This is a genomic window from Micromonospora sp. NPDC005413 (genome assembly GCF_040606435.1).
Lineage (GTDB): Bacteria > Actinomycetota > Actinomycetes > Mycobacteriales > Micromonosporaceae > Micromonospora.
This window is the reverse complement of the sequence record NZ_JBEXEV010000034.1, coordinates 37,096-54,888: the sequence shown is the minus strand read 5'-3', so window position 1 is coordinate 54,888 and position 17,793 is coordinate 37,096. Positions and strand designations below refer to the sequence as shown.

The 17,793-nt window shown below is 71.0% G+C and carries 17 protein-coding genes; 4 read left to right on the top strand and 13 right to left on the bottom strand.

Features of this window, described 5'->3' with window-relative positions:
• Nucleotides 1-25: 25 nt before the first annotated feature.
• Entirely contained in the window at nucleotides 26-1,072 is a 1,047-nt protein-coding gene (locus tag ABZS37_RS27095) for a LacI family DNA-binding transcriptional regulator (protein ID WP_355173451.1), read from the top strand.
• Between the two features lie 32 nt (nucleotides 1,073-1,104).
• On the top strand, nucleotides 1,105-2,739 hold the full coding sequence (locus ABZS37_RS27090) for a glycoside hydrolase family 13 protein (protein ID WP_355173449.1): 1,635 nt from the start codon (nucleotides 1,105-1,107) through the stop codon (nucleotides 2,737-2,739).
• 145 nt (nucleotides 2,740-2,884) lie between these two features.
• On the opposite strand, the gene ABZS37_RS27085 is transcribed toward ABZS37_RS27090, so the two are convergent.
• From ABZS37_RS27085 to ABZS37_RS27060, 6 genes are all read right to left on the bottom strand, one after another.
• Nucleotides 2,885-3,322, bottom strand: a complete 438-nt coding sequence (locus tag ABZS37_RS27085) for a hypothetical protein (protein WP_355173447.1) — start codon at nucleotides 3,320-3,322, stop codon at nucleotides 2,885-2,887.
• Nucleotides 3,323-3,403: 81 nt separating this feature from the next.
• Nucleotides 3,404-3,790: a GntR family transcriptional regulator gene (locus tag ABZS37_RS27080; protein WP_355173445.1), complete on the bottom strand. Its 387-nt coding sequence runs from the start codon at nucleotides 3,788-3,790 to the stop codon at nucleotides 3,404-3,406.
• Nucleotides 3,790-4,716 carry a YhjD/YihY/BrkB family envelope integrity protein gene (locus ABZS37_RS27075; RefSeq protein ID WP_355173443.1) on the bottom strand — a complete coding sequence of 309 codons (927 nt, stop codon included), beginning with the start codon at nucleotides 4,714-4,716 and terminating at the stop codon, nucleotides 3,790-3,792. Before ABZS37_RS27075 ends, ABZS37_RS27080 begins: the two co-directional genes overlap by 1 nt.
• 76 nt (nucleotides 4,717-4,792) lie before the next feature.
• Entirely contained in the window at nucleotides 4,793-5,362 is a 570-nt protein-coding gene (locus tag ABZS37_RS27070) for a 2'-5' RNA ligase family protein (protein WP_355173441.1), read from the bottom strand.
• Nucleotides 5,363-5,387: 25 nt separating this feature from the next.
• A complete protein-coding gene (gene trpS, locus ABZS37_RS27065; RefSeq protein WP_355173439.1) occupies nucleotides 5,388-6,413 on the bottom strand; it encodes a tryptophan--tRNA ligase in 1,026 nt (341 codons plus the stop codon).
• A gap of 33 nt (nucleotides 6,414-6,446) precedes the next feature.
• The gene (locus ABZS37_RS27060; protein WP_355173437.1) at nucleotides 6,447-7,544 is read right to left on the bottom strand and encodes a hemolysin family protein; all 1,098 of its coding nucleotides are present in this window, start codon (nucleotides 7,542-7,544) and stop codon (nucleotides 6,447-6,449) included.
• 194 nt (nucleotides 7,545-7,738) lie between these two features.
• On the opposite strand from ABZS37_RS27060, the gene galE reads away from it, so the two are divergent.
• Both galE and galK read left to right on the top strand, forming a co-directional pair.
• The gene (gene galE / locus ABZS37_RS27055) at nucleotides 7,739-8,725 is read left to right on the top strand and encodes a UDP-glucose 4-epimerase GalE (RefSeq protein WP_355173435.1); all 987 of its coding nucleotides are present in this window, start codon (nucleotides 7,739-7,741) and stop codon (nucleotides 8,723-8,725) included.
• Entirely contained in the window at nucleotides 8,722-9,891 is a 1,170-nt protein-coding gene (galK, locus tag ABZS37_RS27050) for a galactokinase (protein ID WP_355173433.1), read from the top strand. The genes galE and galK overlap by 4 nt, the downstream gene beginning before the upstream one ends.
• 279 nt (nucleotides 9,892-10,170) lie before the next feature.
• Here the strand turns inward: galK and ABZS37_RS27045 are convergent, their stop codons facing one another.
• From ABZS37_RS27045 to glmU, 7 genes are all read right to left on the bottom strand, one after another.
• Nucleotides 10,171-11,424 (bottom strand): GTP-binding protein, encoded by a 1,254-nt coding sequence (locus ABZS37_RS27045; RefSeq protein WP_355173481.1) that lies wholly within the window; start codon nucleotides 11,422-11,424, stop codon nucleotides 10,171-10,173.
• A 74-nt stretch (nucleotides 11,425-11,498) separates the two neighbouring features.
• Nucleotides 11,499-12,410, bottom strand: coding sequence for a sulfate adenylyltransferase subunit CysD (cysD, locus tag ABZS37_RS27040; protein ID WP_355173431.1), 912 nt, complete (start codon nucleotides 12,408-12,410; stop codon nucleotides 11,499-11,501).
• A 75-nt stretch (nucleotides 12,411-12,485) separates the two neighbouring features.
• Nucleotides 12,486-13,316, bottom strand: coding sequence for an inositol monophosphatase family protein (locus tag ABZS37_RS27035; protein ID WP_355173429.1), 831 nt, complete (start codon nucleotides 13,314-13,316; stop codon nucleotides 12,486-12,488).
• A 135-nt stretch (nucleotides 13,317-13,451) separates the two neighbouring features.
• A complete protein-coding gene (gene pth, locus ABZS37_RS27030; protein WP_355173427.1) occupies nucleotides 13,452-14,042 on the bottom strand; it encodes an aminoacyl-tRNA hydrolase in 591 nt (196 codons plus the stop codon).
• 94 nt (nucleotides 14,043-14,136) lie between these two features.
• The gene (locus ABZS37_RS27025; protein ID WP_355173425.1) at nucleotides 14,137-14,826 is read right to left on the bottom strand and encodes a 50S ribosomal protein L25/general stress protein Ctc; all 690 of its coding nucleotides are present in this window, start codon (nucleotides 14,824-14,826) and stop codon (nucleotides 14,137-14,139) included.
• A 337-nt stretch (nucleotides 14,827-15,163) separates the two neighbouring features.
• Nucleotides 15,164-16,144 carry a ribose-phosphate diphosphokinase gene (locus ABZS37_RS27020; protein WP_354995502.1) on the bottom strand — a complete coding sequence of 327 codons (981 nt, stop codon included), beginning with the start codon at nucleotides 16,142-16,144 and terminating at the stop codon, nucleotides 15,164-15,166.
• 58 nt (nucleotides 16,145-16,202) lie between these two features.
• The gene (glmU, locus tag ABZS37_RS27015; protein WP_355173423.1) at nucleotides 16,203-17,735 is read right to left on the bottom strand and encodes a bifunctional UDP-N-acetylglucosamine diphosphorylase/glucosamine-1-phosphate N-acetyltransferase GlmU; all 1,533 of its coding nucleotides are present in this window, start codon (nucleotides 17,733-17,735) and stop codon (nucleotides 16,203-16,205) included.
• Between the last annotated feature and the right edge of the window lie 58 nt (nucleotides 17,736-17,793).

Genomic DNA, 17,793 nt, shown 5'->3' with positions numbered 1-17,793 from the left:
CTTGCCGGTGGGCTAAAGTGCCGCCATGCGCGCTCGACTGTCCGACATCGCCCAGCAGGCCGAAGTCAGCGAGGCCACGGTGTCGCGGGTGCTCAACGACCGCCCCGGCGTGGCCCCGGAGACCCGGCAGGCCGTCCTCACCGCCCTCGACGTGCTCGGCTACGAGCGTCCCGCCCGGCTGCGCAAGCGCAGCGCCGGGCTGGTCGGCCTGGTCGTGCCGGAGCTGGACAACCCGATCTTCCCCGCCTTCGCCCAGGTCATCGAGTCGACGCTGGCGCAGAGCGGGTTCACGCCGGTGCTCTGCACCCAGACCGCCGGCGGCGTGACCGAGGACGAGTACGTGGAGATGCTGCTGGACCGGCAGGTCTCCGGGATCGCCTTCGTCTCCGGGCTGCACGCCGACACCGCCGCCAACCACGAGCGCTACCGGGCGCTGATCGCCCGGCCGCTGCCGGTCGTGATGGTCAACGGGTACGTGCCCGACATCGGCGCACCCTTCGTCTCCTGCGACGATCGGGAGGCCGCCGAGCTGGCCGTCGCCCATCTGGTCGCGCTCGGGCACCGACGGATCGGGCTGATCACCGGCCCGGACCGGTTCGTGCCGGTGCAGCGCAAGGTGGCCGGCTGGCGTGCCGCGATGACCCGGCTGGCCGGCGTCCCCGAGGCCGATCTGGGCCCACTGGCCGAGTTGTCGCTGTTCGGTGTGGAGGGTGGCGAGGCGGCCGCCGGCCGACTACTGGACCGCGGCGTCACCGGCATGGTGTGCGGCTCCGACCTGATGGCGCTCGGCGCGATCCGGGCGGCACGCCAACGCGGCCTCAGCGTGCCGGGTGACCTCTCCGTGGTCGGCTACGACGACTCACCGCTGATGGCCTTCACCGACCCGCCGCTGACCACCATGCGGCAGCCGGTCATCGCCATGGCGGTGGCTGCTGTCCGAGCCCTGGTGGACGAGATCAACGGGCATGGCGCCCCGCACTCGGAATATCTGTTCCGCCCGGAGCTGGTGGTGCGCGGCTCCACCGCGGTCGCCCCGAGTTCTGCGCGACTCTCTTACGCAAGATCTGCTTGACTCTTGCAGTCGCGGGCCGGCATATTGCTCGGATGATCCGCACTGCCACCCCGCCCCACACCACCGACGACGACTGGTGGCGCTCCGCGGCCGTCTACCAGGTGTACGTGCGCAGCTTCGCCGACAGCGACGGCGACGGCATCGGTGACCTCCGGGGCATTCGGCAGCGCCTGCCGTACCTGCGCGATCTTGGGGTGGACGCGCTCTGGCTGACCCCCTTCTACACCTCCCCCATGGTCGACGGCGGATACGACGTCGCCGACTACCGGGACGTCGACCCGATGTTCGGCACCCTCGCCGACTTCGACGCGATGATCACCGACGCGCACGCTCTCGGCCTGCGGATCATCGTCGACCTGGTGCCCAACCACACCTCCAGCGCACACCGCTGGTTCAGCGCCGCCCTCGCCGCCGGCCCCGGCTCGCCGGAGCGGGCACGCTACCTCTTCGCCGATGGCCAGGGCGCGCACGGCGAGCTGCCCCCCAACGACTGGGAGAGCATCTTCGGCGGCCCGGCGTGGACCCGCATCGCTGACGGCCAGTGGTACCTGCACCTGTTCGACCCGGCCCAGCCGGACCTGAACTGGCGCCAGCCGGAGGTCCGCGCCGAGTTCGAGGACGTGTTGCGGTTCTGGCTGGACCGGGGCGTGGACGGTTTCCGCATCGACGTGGCCCACGGCATGATCAAGGCCGAAGGGCTGCCGGACGTCGGCTTCAGCACGATGACCACCGGCCAGCGCCAGGTCGAACTGCTCGGCAAGGGCCGGCTGCCCTACTTCGACCAGGACGAGGTGCACGAGATCTACCGCGCCTGGCGGCCCATCCTGGACAGCTACCCGGGCGCTCGGATGGCGGTCGCCGAGGCGTGGGCCGAGACCCCGCAGCGCCTGGCCCGCTACATCGGCCCGGACGAGCTGCACCAGGCGTTCAGCTTCGACTTCCTCGACGCCACCTGGTCGGCCGACTCGTTCCGCAAGGTGATCGACACGGCATTGGCCGAGTCGGCCGTGGTCGGCGCGCCCACCACCTGGGTGCTGTCCAACCACGACAAGCAGCGGCACGTCACCCGCTACGGCGACGGTGCCGAAGGGCTGCGCAGGGCCCGCGCCGCCAGCCTGCTGATGCTCGCCCTGCCCGGCTGCGCCTACCTCTACCAGGGTGAGGAGCTGGGCCTGCCCGAGGTGCTCGATCTCCCTGACGAGATGCGCCAGGACCCGGCGTTCCTGCGCACCGGCGAGAGCCGGGACGGCTGCCGGGTGCCCATCCCGTGGAGCGGCGAACTGGCCCCGTACGGCTTCGGGCCGGCTGGTAGCGAGTTGAGCTGGCTACCGGCTCCGGCGACCTGGCGGGCCCTGTCCGTCACCGCGCAGACCGGCGTGGCCGGCTCGACGCTGGAGCTGTACCGGGCTGCGCTGCGGATCCGCCACGAGCACCCGGCGCTGGCCATCGACGCCGACGGGGTCACCTGGCTGGAGAGCGGGCCGGGCGTGTTGGCCTTCTCCCGCACCGCCGGCGAAACCGTGCTGACCTGCGTGGTCAACCTCAGCGGTGCGCCGGTCCTGATCGACGGGTACGGCCAGCCGGTCGTCGCCAGCGACGCGCTCACCGGGCAGGGCTCCGGCCACCTGCTGCCCGTCGACGCGGCTGCCTGGTTGGAACGGCGCTGAGCGGGTAACTCGTTCTCGACCTGGTCGTTCGTTGTGCCCCGCGCCGACGGGCGACTGGGCTACCGGCCCCTTGTGGTGGGGGGTGAGGTGGCGCCGGCGCCTCGTGGAGTCCGCTCCGCGCGGCGCCGGTGTCCGTCTCCGCCAGTCACTTCGCCGTGAGCAGCGCCGCGATCCGGGTGAAGCCCGCGCGCACCTCGGCCTCGTCCGGCGGCTCGGCGGGCTCACCGTGGCCCGCCTCGTCGGCGGCGGCATCCAGGTCCTCGTCGATCACGTCCTCGAAGTCCCCGTACAGGTCGGCCCCCTCGACCTGACGGGCCTCGTCCTCGGCGGCGACCTGCGCGGCGGCGATCTCGCTGCGGATCTCGTCGGCCGACAGCGCCGGCAGCAGCGGCTCCACCACGGCCATCAGCTGCTCCTCGGCCACCACCGCCTCGGCCAGCGCCAACGCGTGCGGCCGCTCGTACGGCCCACAGACCACCGGCTCCCACTCGTCGAGGTCACCGAGCGGACCGAAGGTGATGATCCACGGCAGACCGAGGAGCGGTGAGTCCGCCGGCAGGTCCAGTGTCATGAGTGCGCCCACCGGCTCATCATGGGCCGCGAACGCGAGCGCCGACGCCTTTCGCCTCAGTTGCCGCCCGTCCGGCGTACGGTCGGCGGCCGATCAGCCGGGCCGGACGGCGTCCAGGGCGGCGCGGACCAGGGCGAGCGCGGTGGCCGGCGGGACACCGAGCCGCGCAGCCTCGGCCGCGTAGCCGGCCGCTGCCCGCTGCAGCCGGTCGACGGCGTCGTCCCGGCCGGGAGCGACGAAGGTGCCGTTGCGCCCCCGGGTCTCCAGCAACCCGGCAACCTCCAACTCCCGGTACGCCCGCGCCACCGTGTTGGCGGCCAGCCGCAGGTCCGCGGCGAGCTGCCGGACGGTGGGCAGTCGACTGCCCACCGGCAACCGGCCGTCGCCGATCAGCTCGGCGAGCTGCCCGCGCACCTGCTCGTACGGGGGCACCGACGAGTCCGGGTCGACCGAGATCAGCACCTGCACACCTTCCGTCATCAGCCCGCACCGCCCGGCGTACCGGGATCGGTGCCCTCGTCGACATCCCTCGGCGGGACGGTGGCTGCCGCCAGATCCACCACCCGCCCGTTCGTGCTGGTCGCGAGGAGCGCCGCGCCAAACAGCACCAACTGGTTGAGCAGGTAGAGGTAGAGCAGCAGACCGACGGCGCCTGCCACCACCGTGTACGCCGGGTTCCGCTCGGTACGCACCACGTAGTACCGCCCCACCGTGTTGAGCAGCGTGATGCCGATCGCGACCAGCACCACCACCGGGCGCAACCGGGACCGGCTCATCCGCAACCGGGGCACCGCGACCAGCAGCGCGGCCGCAAGCACCGCGTTGATCAGCACGCTGAGTATCGCGCTGATCGTGGTCAGACCGACCGAGCCGGTGCTGCGCAGCAGGAAACGCAGCAACGACTCCAACGCGTCCACTGCCGCGACCGAGACGCCGAGCAGCACGAAGACACCGATCATCACACCCAGGTCGACCAGCCGGCGCATCACCAGGTTGCCCGGCTGCTGGTTGAGCTGATACATCAACCGCTGCGAGGATCGGATGGCCTCAACCCACCCGATCCCGGTGAAGACCAGGATGACCAGGCCGACCACACCGACCGTGCCGCTGGAGTTGGCGATCTGCTCAGCGTCCAGGAATGGCAGGTTCCCCTCAAGGAAGTTGGCTGCCGCGGCGCTGACCTCGTCGTTGTCCTCAAGGATCGCGCCGAAGATGGCGTACGCGACCAGGGCGAGGGCGAACACCGCGAAGAAGCCGTAGTAGGCGATCGCGGCGGCCAGCCGCCCCGCCAGCACCTCGGCGTACAGCGCGCCGGCCCGCCACACGTGATCGAAGAGCCTCGACCGGTGGCGCGCGGCGCTCACCCAGCGGTCGATGCCCGCCTCGATACGGCCGATCACGTTCACGCGATCATCCTCGCCGATCTCCCACTGCTGTGGTGGCAACCGGCTCCCGATGCTCGCCGGTCGGCGCGTCGCCGGCTCAGTCGCCGAGGCGGAAGTCCCGACGCGGCTGCCACCGGGCCTGCCCGCTGTGCGAGAAGAGGGTGAACGCGTCGACCTCGAACATCGCGGAGAAGTCGGCCAGATCCTCGTACACCTTGTCCAGGGTTTCTGGTGCCACGTCCTGCGCCACGGTGACGTGCGGATGGTACGGGAAGCGGACCTCGCGATGTAGGCCCGGTGCCGCGGCGATCGCGGCGGCCAGCAGCTCACACTCGCTGATCCCGGCGGCCACCGCGACGAACACCACCTGGGTGACCGGGCGGAACGTGCCGGTGCCCCGCAGGTGCAGCGCGAACGGCAGGTGCGCGGCGGCGACGGCGGCCAGGTGCCGCTCGACGGCGGGCAGGTCGGCCGTCCGGATCTCGGTGGGCCCGAGCAATGTCACGTGCGCTGGCACCGCGAGCGGGTCGCCCGCCTCGACCCGCCGCCGGGTGAGCTGCGCACCCCACGGCTCGGGGATGTCCACGGCGATGCCGATCTGGATCGTGTCGCCGGTTGGCGGCACCCCGCCACTGCGATCCACGCTTCGTGCCGCCACTCCGGCCACCGACCCGTCCCCCTGCCCCGCGGCGCTACTCGCCGCGCACGGGCGGGAAGAAACCGACCCGCTCGTACACGGACCGCAGGGTCGTCGCGGCCACCGCGCGGGCCTTCTCCGCGCCGGCGGCGAGCAGCTTGTCCAGCTGCGCCGGATCGTCGAGGTAGGCGCGGGTGCGCTCCTGGATCGGGCGGACGAAGTCCGCCACGACCTCGGCCAGCTCCTTCTTCAGGTCGCCGTAGCCGCGGCCCGCGTATGCGGCCACCAGCTCGTCGATGCTGCGGCCGCTGAGCGCCGAGTGGATGGTCAGCAGGTTGGACACACCCGGCTTGGTCGCGGCGTCGAAGACGATCTCCCGACCGGTGTCGGTCACCGCCGACCGGATCTTCTTCGCGGACCGGGCGGGATCTTCCAGCAGGTCGATGATGCCGGCCGGGGAGGACGACGACTTGGACATCTTCGCGGTCGGGTCCTGCAGGTCGGTGATCTTCGCGGTGTCCTTGACGATGTGCGGCGAGGGCACCGTGAACGTCGGGCCGAACAGCGAGTTGAACCGCTGGGCCAGATCCCGGGAGAGCTCCAGGTGCTGGCGCTGGTCCTCACCGACCGGCACCGCGTTGGCCTGGTAGAGCAGGATGTCGGCGGCCTGCAGGACCGGGTAGGTGAACAACCCGACGCTGGCCCGCTCGTTGCCCTGCTTCTGCGACTTGTCCTTGAACTGGGTCATCCGGCTGGCCTCGCCGAAGCCGGTGATGCAGCCGAGCACCCAGGCCAGCTGCGGGTGCTCGGGCACCTGCGACTGCACGAACAGGGTGCTGCGGTCCGGGTCGAGCCCGACCGCGAAGAGCTGGGCGGCGGCCACACGGGTCCGCTGGCGCAGCAGCGCCGGGTCGTGCCCCGCGGTGATGGCGTGCAGGTCCACCACGCAGTAGAACGCGTCGTGGGTGTCCTGTAGGGCCACCCAGTGCCGCACCGCGCCCAGATAGTTGCCGAGGTGGAACGAGTCGGCCGTCGGCTGGATGCCGGAGAAGACGCGGGGGCGGGCGGGAACGTCGGACATGGCGATAATTCTGTCAGCAAGCAGCCGGGTCCGTCATGACGGGCCGGCGGGTCGGCTGCGGCCCGCCGGTGTCGGGGCGCTGACCTCGCGTGGTTCGCCCGCGCCGAGGCGCGTCGACGGGGCCCCGACCCGACGGAGCTGCCCCGCGTTGTGCTCTCGGCGCTGCTCGGGCACCCGCACGGCGGAGACCGCGAGCCGGGCCACCCGGCGGCCGTCCAACGCCAGCACCCGCAGCAGCCAGCCGTCGCCCGGCAGGTCGGCCGTTTCGGGCGCGTCGGCGTCGACCGGTTCACCGGGCACCGGCACCTCGTCACCGGTCACCGGGAGTCGGCCCAGCTCGGCCATCACGAACCCGCCGACCGTCTCGTACGGCCCGGCGGGCAGTGCCACCCCGGTCCGTTCGGCGAAGTCAGCCAGGTTGAGGCGGCCGTCCACCACGGCGGGCAGGCCGGCGTGCACCGGGTCCGGAGTGGCGTCGTACTCGTCGTGGATCTCGCCGATCAACTCCTCGATCAGGTCCTCCAGGGTGACGATCCCGGCGGTGCCGCCGTACTCGTCGACCACCACCGCCAGGTGCTGGCCCTCTCGGCGCATCTCGGTCAGCGCGGGCAGCACCCGTTTGCTGCCGGGGAGCCGCTTCACCTCCCGGGCCAATTCGCCGACGGTGGCGCACGGATCGGCGTCCGGTCGCAGCAGCACGTCGCGGAGGTGCACGAAGCCGACCACGTCGTCGTGGGTGCCGTCGGTGACCGGGTAACGGGTGTGCGTTTCCGCCCGGACCAGCCGGGCGGCCTCGGCGATGGTCAGCCGTGCCGGGAGGAAGACCACCTCGGTGCGCGGCATCATCACCTCGCGGATCAGGCTGGCACCGGCGACCAGGACCTCGTGGATGATCCGCCGTTCGTCCGGGTCGAGCACCGTGTTCGCCGCGACCAGGTCCCGCAGGTCGGCCTCGGAGATGCGCTCCCGACCGGCTGCCGGACCGGCCCCGAGCAGATCGGTGACGAGTCGGCTGACGCCATCTGCGGCGCGGACCAGCACCCGGGCGACGGCCCGGGCGAGCGGGCCGGGGTCGCGGCGGGGTCGCACCCGCACGCGTCGCCGGAGCCCGGTACGGGCCGCTTCCCGCATGACAGAGATGGTAGACACCGTTCGCCCACCCCACTGGGAACCGCGCGGGGCGGACCGCACATGTTCGGCTCTGTTTAAACGTGAGAGATTATGATGGAATGGGATGACGGTGGCGTCGGCGAGGGTGCCGGACGCCGCCTTAGGGTGATCACCGAAGGGCCACGTCCCGGGCGGGCCAGGCAGGAGGCAACGACATGAAACTGCTCGTCACCGGGGGCGCCGGCTTCATCGGCAGCGTAGTGACCCGAATGCTGCTCGACGCGGGCCACCAGGTGGTCGTCCTGGACGACCTGCGCACCGGCCACCGCGAGGCGCTCGCCCCGGACGCGACCCACGTCGAGGCGTCCATCCACGACGCCGCCCGCATCATCACCCCGGACGCCGGCTTCGACGGGGTGCTGCACTTCGCCGCCCTGATCGCCGCCGGCGAGTCGATGGTCAAGCCGGAGCTCTACTGGCAGACCAACACCGTCGGCACGCTCGCCCTGATCGACGCGGTCCGGGCCGCCGGAGTGCCACGAATGGTCTTCTCCTCCACCGCCGCCGTCTACGGCAACCCCACCGAGCTGCCCATCACGGAGACCGCTGTCAAGGCGCCCACCAACACGTACGGCGCGACCAAGCTCGCCGTCGACATGGCGCTCACCTCCGAGGCGATCGCCCACGGGCTGGCGGCCGTGTCGCTGCGCTACTTCAACGTCGCGGGCGCCCACCTCAACGGCGACGTCGCGCTCGGTGAACGCCACGACCCGGAGACGCACCTGATCCCGATCGCGCTGGAGGTCGCCGCCGGGCGGCGGGAGAAGCTCCAGCTCTTCGGCGACGACTACCCCACCGTGGACGGCACCTGCGTCCGCGACTACATCCACGTCGCCGACCTGGCCCGGGCCCACCTGTTGGCGCTGGACGCGGCCACGGCGGGCCAGCACCGGATCTACAACCTGGGCAACGGCAACGGCTTCACCAACCGCCAGGTCGTCGACGTGGTCCGCGAGGTCACCGGGCACCAACTGCCCGTCGAGGTGGCGCCGCGCCGCGAGGGCGACCCGGCCGAGCTGGTCGCCTCCTCCGCGCTGGCCCGCGACGAGCTGGGCTGGGTGCCGCAGAAGCCGACCCTGCACGACATGGTCGGCGACGCCTGGGCCTTCTACCGCACCCACATCCTGGAGCAGCAAGCATGACCCACCCCACCGGTGACGTCGCCGAACGGGCTGCTGCCGGCTTCACCGCGCAGTTCGGCGGCCAGGCCGCCGGTCGCTGGGCGGCTCCCGGCCGGGTCAACCTGATCGGCGAGCACACCGACTACAACGACGGGTTCGTGCTGCCCTTCGCGCTGCCGATGCGTACCGTCGTCGCGGCTGACCGGCAGGACGGGGAGCACTGGACGGTCTGGTCCGAGCTCTCCGGCGAGACGATCGCCTTCGGCGCGGACGACGTCGCCGAGCCGGGTCGGGTCACCGGCTGGGGCGCGTACGTCGCCGGGGTGGTCTGGGCGCTACGCGAGGCCGGCCATCCGGTGCCGGGCGCCCGGCTGGCGATCGCCTCCGACGTGCCGCTGGGCTCCGGGCTCTCCTCGTCGGCCGCGCTGGAGTCGGCCGTGCTGGCCGCCCTGCTCGACCTCGGTGGGCTTGAGCTGGCCGCCGAGCGGCAGCCTGGGTTGGCGCAGCGGGCGGAGAACGTCTACGTGGGCGCGCCGACCGGCATCATGGACCAGTCCGCGGTGATCCGCTGTCGCGCCGGGCACGCTCTCTTCCTGGATTGCCGCGACGAGTCGGTCGAGCAGATTCCGTTCGACCTGGACGCCGCCGGGCTGGCTGTGCTGGTCATCGACAGCCGGGCGCCGCACCGGCACGCCGACGGTGAGTACGCTGCCCGCCGCCGCTCCTGTGAGGCGGCTGCGGAGGCGCTCGGAGTCCCCGCCCTGCGGGACGTGGGCGTCGATCAGCTCGACGCCGCGCTGGCTCAGCTCGACGACGAGGAGACCCGGCGACGGGTTCGGCACGTGGTCACCGAGGACCAGCGCGTACTGGACACGGTGGCGCTGCTGCGCGCCGCCCGGGTCCGCGACATCGGCCCGCTGCTCACCGCCTCGCACGTCTCGATGCGCGACGACTTCGAGATCACCGTGCCGGAGATCGACACTGCGGTCGAGGCGGCCCTGGCGGCCGGTGCGCTGGGTGCCCGAATGACCGGCGGTGGCTTCGGCGGCTGCGTCCTCGCTCTGGTCGAGGCCGACCGCGCCGACGCGGTCGCCGCCGCCGTCACGGCCGCGTACGCCGAACGCGGTTTCACCGCCCCCGGCACCGTGACTGTTCTCCCGGCCCCCGGTGCCACCCGCCTGAACTGACCCCCACCCCGGCCACTGGGGGGATGGTGCTTGTTCATGCAGGTCAAGGCCGGTGCGTCCGGGCGGCCGTCGGCGAGGCATGGGCCTGAGCACCGGACATCCCCTCCGGCGGTGAGGGGTGTTCGGGTCTTCCTTTGCTCTGCTTCAACGGAGGCAACACCCGGTGTCCGAATATCGGACGCGCGGTGTTGCGTGGGTTGAAGCAGAGCAAAGGAAGCGATGTATAGGTGCCGACCCCCATCCGACATCCGGGTCAGGCACCCGGCGTCCGAACTCCGGTCAGCTGGCTTCGACGATCATGGCGGCGCCCACCGTGCGGTTGGTGGCTTCGTCGATGATGACGAAGCCTCCGGTGGTGCGGTTACGGCGGTACTCGTCGGCCAGCAGCGGCACGGTGGTGCGTAGCCGTACCCGGCCGATCTCGTTGAGCCGCAGCTCGTCGGCCGACTCGTCGCGGTGCAGCGAGTTGACGTCCAACCGGTAGTGCAGCCCGCGCACGATCGCCCGCGCGGACCGGGTGGTGTGCTTGATCGCGTACCGGCCGCCGACCCGCAGCGGGGCCGTCTCGTCCATCCAGCAGACCATCGCCTCGATGTCCTGGGCCACTGCCGGTGCGTTGTTCGGACGGCAGATCAGATCGCCCCGGGAGATGTCGATCTCGTCGGCCAGTCGTACCGTCACCGACATCGGCGGGAACGCCTCCGCGACCGGCCCGTCGGCGGTCTCCACGGCGGCGATTTTGCTGGTGAAGCCCGACGGCAGCACCATCACCTCGTCACCCGGCTTCAAAACACCGGAGGCGACCTGGCCGGCGTAACCGCGGTAGTCGGTGACCGTGGTGGACTGGGGACGAATCACGTACTGCACCGGGAACCGGACGTCGACCAGGTTACGGTCGCTGGCGATGTGCACCCGCTCCAGGTGGTGCAGCAACGACGGGCCCTCGTACCAGGGCATGTTCTCCGACCGGGCGACGATGTTGTCGCCGCGCAACGCGGAGATCGGCACCACGGTCAGGTCCGGCACGTCGAGCTTCGCGGCGAACGCGGTGAACTCGTCGGCGATCCGCTCGTAGACCTCCTGCGACCAGTCCACCAGGTCCATCTTGTTCACGCAGAGGACCAGGTGCGGCACCCGCAGCAGGGAGCACAGGAACGCGTGCCGGCGGGACTGCTCGACCAGACCCTTACGCGCATCCACCAGGATCAGCGCCAGGTCGGCGGTGGACGCTCCGGTGACCATGTTGCGGGTGTACTGGATGTGCCCCGGGGTGTCGGCGATGATGAACTTGCGCCGAGGGGTGGCGAAGTACCGGTACGCCACGTCGATGGTGATGCCCTGCTCCCGCTCGGCACGCAGACCGTCGGTGAGCAACGCCAGGTTGGTGTATTCGTCACCGCGGGCCGCGCTGACCGCCTCCACCGCGGCCAACTGATCGGTGAACAGCGACTTGGTGTCGTAGAGCAGCCGACCGATCAGGGTCGACTTCCCGTCGTCCACGCTGCCGGCGGTGGCGAACCGCAGCAGGTCCATCGCCCGGGCCTCCGGCCCGGCCCCGGCAACAGCCCGGGCCTCCGCATTCGCGGATGCCACGATCTCGGTGCTCATCAGAAGTAGCCCTCCCGCTTACGGTCCTCCATGGCAGCCTCACTGACCCGGTCGTCACCACGAGTCGCGCCACGCTCGGTGATCCGGGTCGCCGCCACCTCCTCGATGACCTTCTCCACGGTGTCCGCATCGGAACGGACCGCCGCGGTGCAGGAGGCGTCGCCCACGGTGCGATAGCGCACCTGGGCCTTGAACCGCTCCTCGCCCGCGCGGGGGCGGAAGAACTCGTTGACCGCGTAGAACATGCCGTCCCGCTCGATCACCTCGCGCTCGTGCGCGTAGTAGATCGAGGGCAGCGGGAGGCGTTCCCGGGCGATGTAGTGCCAGACGTCCAGCTCGGTCCAGTTGGACAGCGGGAAGATCCGGATCGACTCGCCCGGGTGATGCCGGCCGTTGTAGAGCGACCACAGCTCCGGACGCTGGTTCTTCGGGTCCCACTGGCCGAACTCGTCGCGGAAGCTGAACACCCGCTCCTTCGCCCGAGCCTTCTCCTCGTCCCGGCGAGCGCCACCGAACAGGGCGTCGAAGCGGTGCTTCTCCACCGCGTCCAGCAGCACCGGCGTCTGGATCCGGTTGCGCATCCCGTCACCGGACTCCCGGACCATGCCGCTCGCCAGGGCCTCGGGCACGCTCGCCACCACAAGCTGCAACCCCAGCTCGGCGACCCGCTGGTCGCGGTATTCGAGGACCTCGGGAAAGTTGTGCCCGGTGTCGATGTGCATGACGGGGAAGGGGATGTTGGCCGGGGCGAACGCCTTCTGCGCCAGCCGCAGCATGACGATCGAATCCTTGCCGCCGGAGAAGAGCAGCACCGGGCGTTCCATCTCGGCGACGACCTCGCGCATCACGAAGATGCTCTCCGCCTCCAGGGCGTCCAGGTGGGAGACCCGGTATGCCGCGGGGGTGGTCATGACACCGGCTCGATTCGCTCGCTCATCCGATTTCCAGACCTTTCCGGTCGGGCATGTCAAGAAAGTGGGCTCAGGCTACCCGGAATGTCTCTGCAGCGCTGCAAGCAACCGGGTGGCGAGATCCTTGCGACAGACCAACAGGTCGGGCAGGCGCGGATCCGCCTCGTTGTATTTCAGCTCAGAACCGTCGATCCGGGAAGCGTGCAGTCCGGTGGCCGTCGCCACAGCCACCGGGGCCGCCGAGTCCCACTCGTACTGCCCACCGGCGTGGATGTACGCGTCCACCTCACCGGTGACCACGGCGGCGATCTTCGCTCCGGCCGAGCCCATCGGCACCAGGTGTGCCCCGACGTCCTCGGCCAGGTCGGTCAGGAAGACAGGAGGCCGGCTCCGGCTCGCCGCCAGGCGGATCTTCCGCTCGCCGGCCGTCGCCGCCTCCACCGTCATCGGCGGGTACGCCGGCGGGTAGTCCGTGCCCAGCACCCGCTGCTGGGCCGGCAGCCCCACCGCCCCGGCAACCAGCCCGTGCGGGCTCGGCGCGTCACGCGCCCAGAGCGCCACGTGCACCGCCCAGTCCGAGCGGCCCTCCTCGGAGAACTCCCGGGTGCCGTCCAACGGGTCGATGATCCACACCCGGTCCGCGGTCAACCGTGGCACCGCTGCGGTGTTCACCTCCGCGGCCCAGGCCAACCGCGACCCCTCGTCCTCCTCGGAGAGCACCGCGTCGCCCGGCCGCCACTTCGCCAACTCCGTGCGGATCAGGTCGTGCGACACCTTGTCCCCGGCCGACTTCAACGCGCCGGTGTCCGCGAAACCCATCTCCGTGCGCAGGTCGAGCAACGCCTGCCCGGCCCGGGACGCCAACCATCGGGCGAACGCGCCATCGATCATCGGAGGACTGCTCATCTGCCCGCTCCTGTCGCCTCGCCGCGACCCGCGCACGCACGGACCGATTCGCCGCGGCCCGCGTCACCGGTCGTGGCACGCCGAAAGGCGCAGACTACCGGCCCGCCATTTCCGATCCGGTACGCCCCGCCCGGCTCAGGCGCCGTGGTAGAGGTTCTGCGTGGGCTCCACACCCTTGACGATCACCGACTCCACCACGTCGGCGGCCCGGTCCACCAGGAAATCCAGCTCCTTGCGCTCCGCCGCGCCAAAATCCGACAGCACGTAATCCGCCGGATCCTGCCGACCCGGCGGCCGGCCGACGCCGAACCGCACCCGGGCGTAGTCCTTCGTGCCCAACGACTTCGACATCGAACGCAGGCCGTTGTGCCCACCCTCGCCGCCGCCGAACTTCACCCGTACCTGGCCGAACTCGATGTCCAACTCGTCGTGCACCGCAATCACCTGCGCCGCCGGCACCTTGTAGAACTGCGCAAGCGCCGCCACCGGCCCGCCGGAGAGGTTCATGAACGTCAGTGGCTTCACCAGCACCAGCTTCGGCCCACCGAACCCCAGTCGCGCCTCGGCCACCTCGGCCACCGCCCGCTTGTGCCGCCCGAACCGCGCGCTCACCCGCCCGGCCAGCAGATCGGCCACCATGAACCCGACGTTGTGCCGGTTCCCGGCGTACTCCCGACCCGGGTTGCCCAGGCCGACCACCAGCCACGGCCCCGCCTCGTCCGTCACGACCCGTCCCTTCCGACGTCCGTTCCACCGACTCCCGATACGCCGACAGGCGCCCCCGAACCCTCGGGGACGCCTGCCGCACAGTACGAACCGATCAGGCCTCGGTGCGCGCCTCGGTGGTCTCGGTGCCCTCGGCGGCGTCCGCGCCCTCGGAACCCTCGGTGGTCTCGCCGACCTCGGCCTCGGCCTCGTCGGTGGCAGCCTCGACCTCGGGCAGCGTCGCCTCAAGCTGCTCGGCGGTGGGGGCGGCGGTCACCGACGCGACGGTCAGCTCCGAGTCGACAGCCAGCTCGACGCCAGCCGGCAGCTCGACGTCGCCGGCGGTCACCAGGGTGCCCGCCTCCAGGCCCTCGATCGACGCCTCGAGGTGGTCCGGAACCTTGGTGGCGTCCGCGGTCACCGAGAGGGTGTCGTGGTCGTGCACGATCAGGGTGTCCTTCGCGGCCTCGCCGGTCAGCTGCACCGGGACCTCGACGGTGACCTTCTCGCCCCGACGGACCAGGATCAGGTCGACGTGCTCGAAGGAGTCCCGGATCGGGTCACGCTGGATCGCCTTCGGCAGCGCGAGCACCTGGGTGCCGTCGGTGATGTCGATCGCGAAGAGCTGGTTGGCACCGCCCTTGCGGATCGCCGCGGCGAACTCCCGCGACGGCAGCGCGATGTGCTTGGGCGCTTCGCCGTGGCCGTACAGCACGGCGGGCACCTTGCCGGCCCGGCGGGTACGGCGGGCACCACCCTTGCCGAACTCGGTACGGGGCTCGGCGCTGATCTTTACCTCGGACACGGGGAAACTCCTGATGCTTTTCGCTGCGGCGGGCTTGTCGTCTGGCGGTGCTGGGGCGAGGGGCTCGCTTGGGGCTCATGCGTCATGAACGACTGCCCGGAGCACCGCGTCGATGACGGTGCCTCCGTGCGGCGCTTTTCAGCGGCCCGCCGGGCACCCTCGCCGTGGCAACCGCACTAGTCTACCCGAGCTGTTTCCAGGGTTGCCGGCAGTCCCCGCTCACGACTCCAGACCGGCGCGTCGGTGGCGCTCCCACCAGCGTGCCGGCCCCGTTTCCACCAGTTTGGCAGCCCCGCTCCCACTGGCGGCGGAAACGGGGCTCACCGCAGCGCGAGGCTCAGCTCAGGCCACCGAAGAGGGTGGTCACCGAGCCGTCGTCGAAGACCTCCCGGATCGCCCGCGCCAGCAGCGGCGCGATCGACAGCACGGTCAGCTTGTCCAGCTGCTTCTCCGGGGGCAGAGGCAACGTGTTGGTCACCACGATCTCGCTGATCGAGCTGTTCTTCAGCCGCTCGGTCGCCGGGTCCGACAGCAGCGCGTGGGTGGACGCGACCACGATCTCCGCCGCGCCCGACTCCTTGAGGATGTCGGCGGCCTTGCTGATCGTGCCACCGGTGTCGATCATGTCGTCGACGATCAGGCAGACCCGGCCCTCCACCTCGCCGACCACCCGGTTCGCCACGACCTGGTTCGGCTTCATCGGGTCGCGGGTCTTGTGGATGAACGCCAACGGGCAGCCGCCCAGCCGGTCGGTCCACCGCTCGGCCACCCGCACCCGGCCCGAATCTGGTGCCACCACGGTCATCGGTCGGCCGGCGTACTTGCGCTCCACGTACTCGGCCAGGATGTCCATCGCGAAGAGGTGATCCACCGGGCCGTCGAAGAAGCCCTGAATCTGCGCGGTGTGCAGATCGACGGTGAGGATGCGGTTCGCGCCAGCGGTCTTCAACAGGTCCGCCACCAGGCGGGCCGAGATCGGCTCCCGACCCCGGTGCTTCTTGTCCTGCCGCGCGTACGGGTAGAACGGCAGCACCACGGTGATCCGCTTGGCGGACCCCCGCTTCAGCGCGTCCACCATGATCAGGGTCTCCATGACCCAGGTGTTCACCCCATGCGTGACGGACTGCACCACGAAGGCGTCCGAACCACGCACCGAGTCCTTGAACCGTACGAAGATCTCGCCGTTGGCGAACTCGTACGCGTCGGCCGGGGTCGGCGCCACGCCGAGCACCTCACCGATCTCCTTGGCCAACTCCGGAAAGCCACGTCCGGAAAAGAGCATCAGGCTTTTGCGGTTTTCGGCGACGATGCTGCCCATGGGCCCGTCTGCTCCAGTTTTGTCGGCGGTACCCGACCCGGTGGTGGTGAGTCGGGGACTATTCGGTTGCAGTATCTCCCGTGCCGGATGCGCCGCCCACCGTCTCGGTCGCCCCGTGCATTGCCTCACTGTCGCTTGCGGCGCCGGTCACCTCCGACGCACCCTGCGCGTCGCGAGCCCGCTGCGCGGCCTCCGCCGCGGCCGTGCCGGCACGCCGCTTCACCACCCAGCCCTCGATGTTGCGCTGACGCGCCCGAGCGACACCCATCGCGCCCGGCGGGACGTCGTCCACGATCACCGAACCAGCAGCCGTGTACGCGCCATCGCCCACCTCGACCGGCGCCACGAACATGTTGTCCGCACCGGTACGCGCGTGGCTGCCGATCACGGTCCGGTGCTTGTTGACGCCGTCGTAGTTCACGAAGACCGACGCCGCGCCGATGTTGCTCTGCTCACCGATGGTGGCGTCGCCCACGTACGTCAGGTGCGGCACCTTGGAGCCGGCACCGATCTGCGAATTCTTCACCTCGACGAACGTGCCGACCTTCGCCTTCTCGGCCAGCCGCGCGGCTGGCCGCAGGTACGCGTACGGCCCGACGGTGGCGCCCGCGCCCACCTCGGCGCCGACAGCGTGGCTGCGGACCACTGACGCGCCGGGACCGACAACCGTGTCGATCAGCGTGACGTCCGGACCGATCAACGCGCCCGTGCCGACCACCGTGCCACCGCACAGTTGGGTGTTCTGGTCGATTACCGCGTCGCGGTCCAGCGCGACCGTCACGTCGATCCAGGTGGTCGCCGGGTCGAGCAGGCTCACCCCGGTGCGCATCCACGCCTCGTTGACCCGGTCGCGCAGCAGCCGGCGCAGGGTCGCCAGCTCTACCCGGTCGTTGCAGCCCAACGTCTCCACGTGATCGACGGCCACGTGCACCGCGACCGGCTCACCGGCCGAGCGGAGCAGCCCGAAGACGTCGGTCAGGTATTCCTCGCCCTGATCGTTGTCGGTGGAGAGCTTGCCCAGCGCCTCGCGCAGCCGCACGGCGTCGAACGCGTAGATGCCGGCGTTGATCTCGCGGATCGCGCGCTGCGTCGCGTCGGCGTCACGCTCCTCGACGATCTGCTCCAGCCGACCGTCGGCGTCCCGGACGATCCGCCCGAGGCCGGTCGGCTCGGGCACCTCGGCGGCCAGTACGGTGGCCGCCGCGCCGGCCTCCTCGTGTGCGGTCACCAGCGCGCCCACCGTCTCGGGCCGCAGCAGTGGCACGTCTCCGTTGATCACCACGACCGTGCCGGCGCCGTCCGGGACGGCGTCCAGCGCGATCCGCACGGCGTGCCCGGTGCCGAGTTGCTCGGCCTGGAGCACGGGCGTGGCGTCCGGCGCGACCTCGGTCAGGTGCGCCCTGACCTGGTCGGCGCCGTGCCCCACCACGACGACGGTGCGGTCCGCGGCCAGCGGCGCGGCGGCGCTCAGCACGTGACCGAGCAGCGTCCGACCGAGCAGGGGGTGCAGCACCTTGGGCAGTGTCGACTTCATCCGCTTGCCCTCACCGGCGGCGAGCACGACGACGGTACGAAGGTGGGGCTGGGGCACGACGTGGCTCCCGTCGGGGCGGTGGACACTCTCGCGGTCATGCTAACCGCGGGGCCCG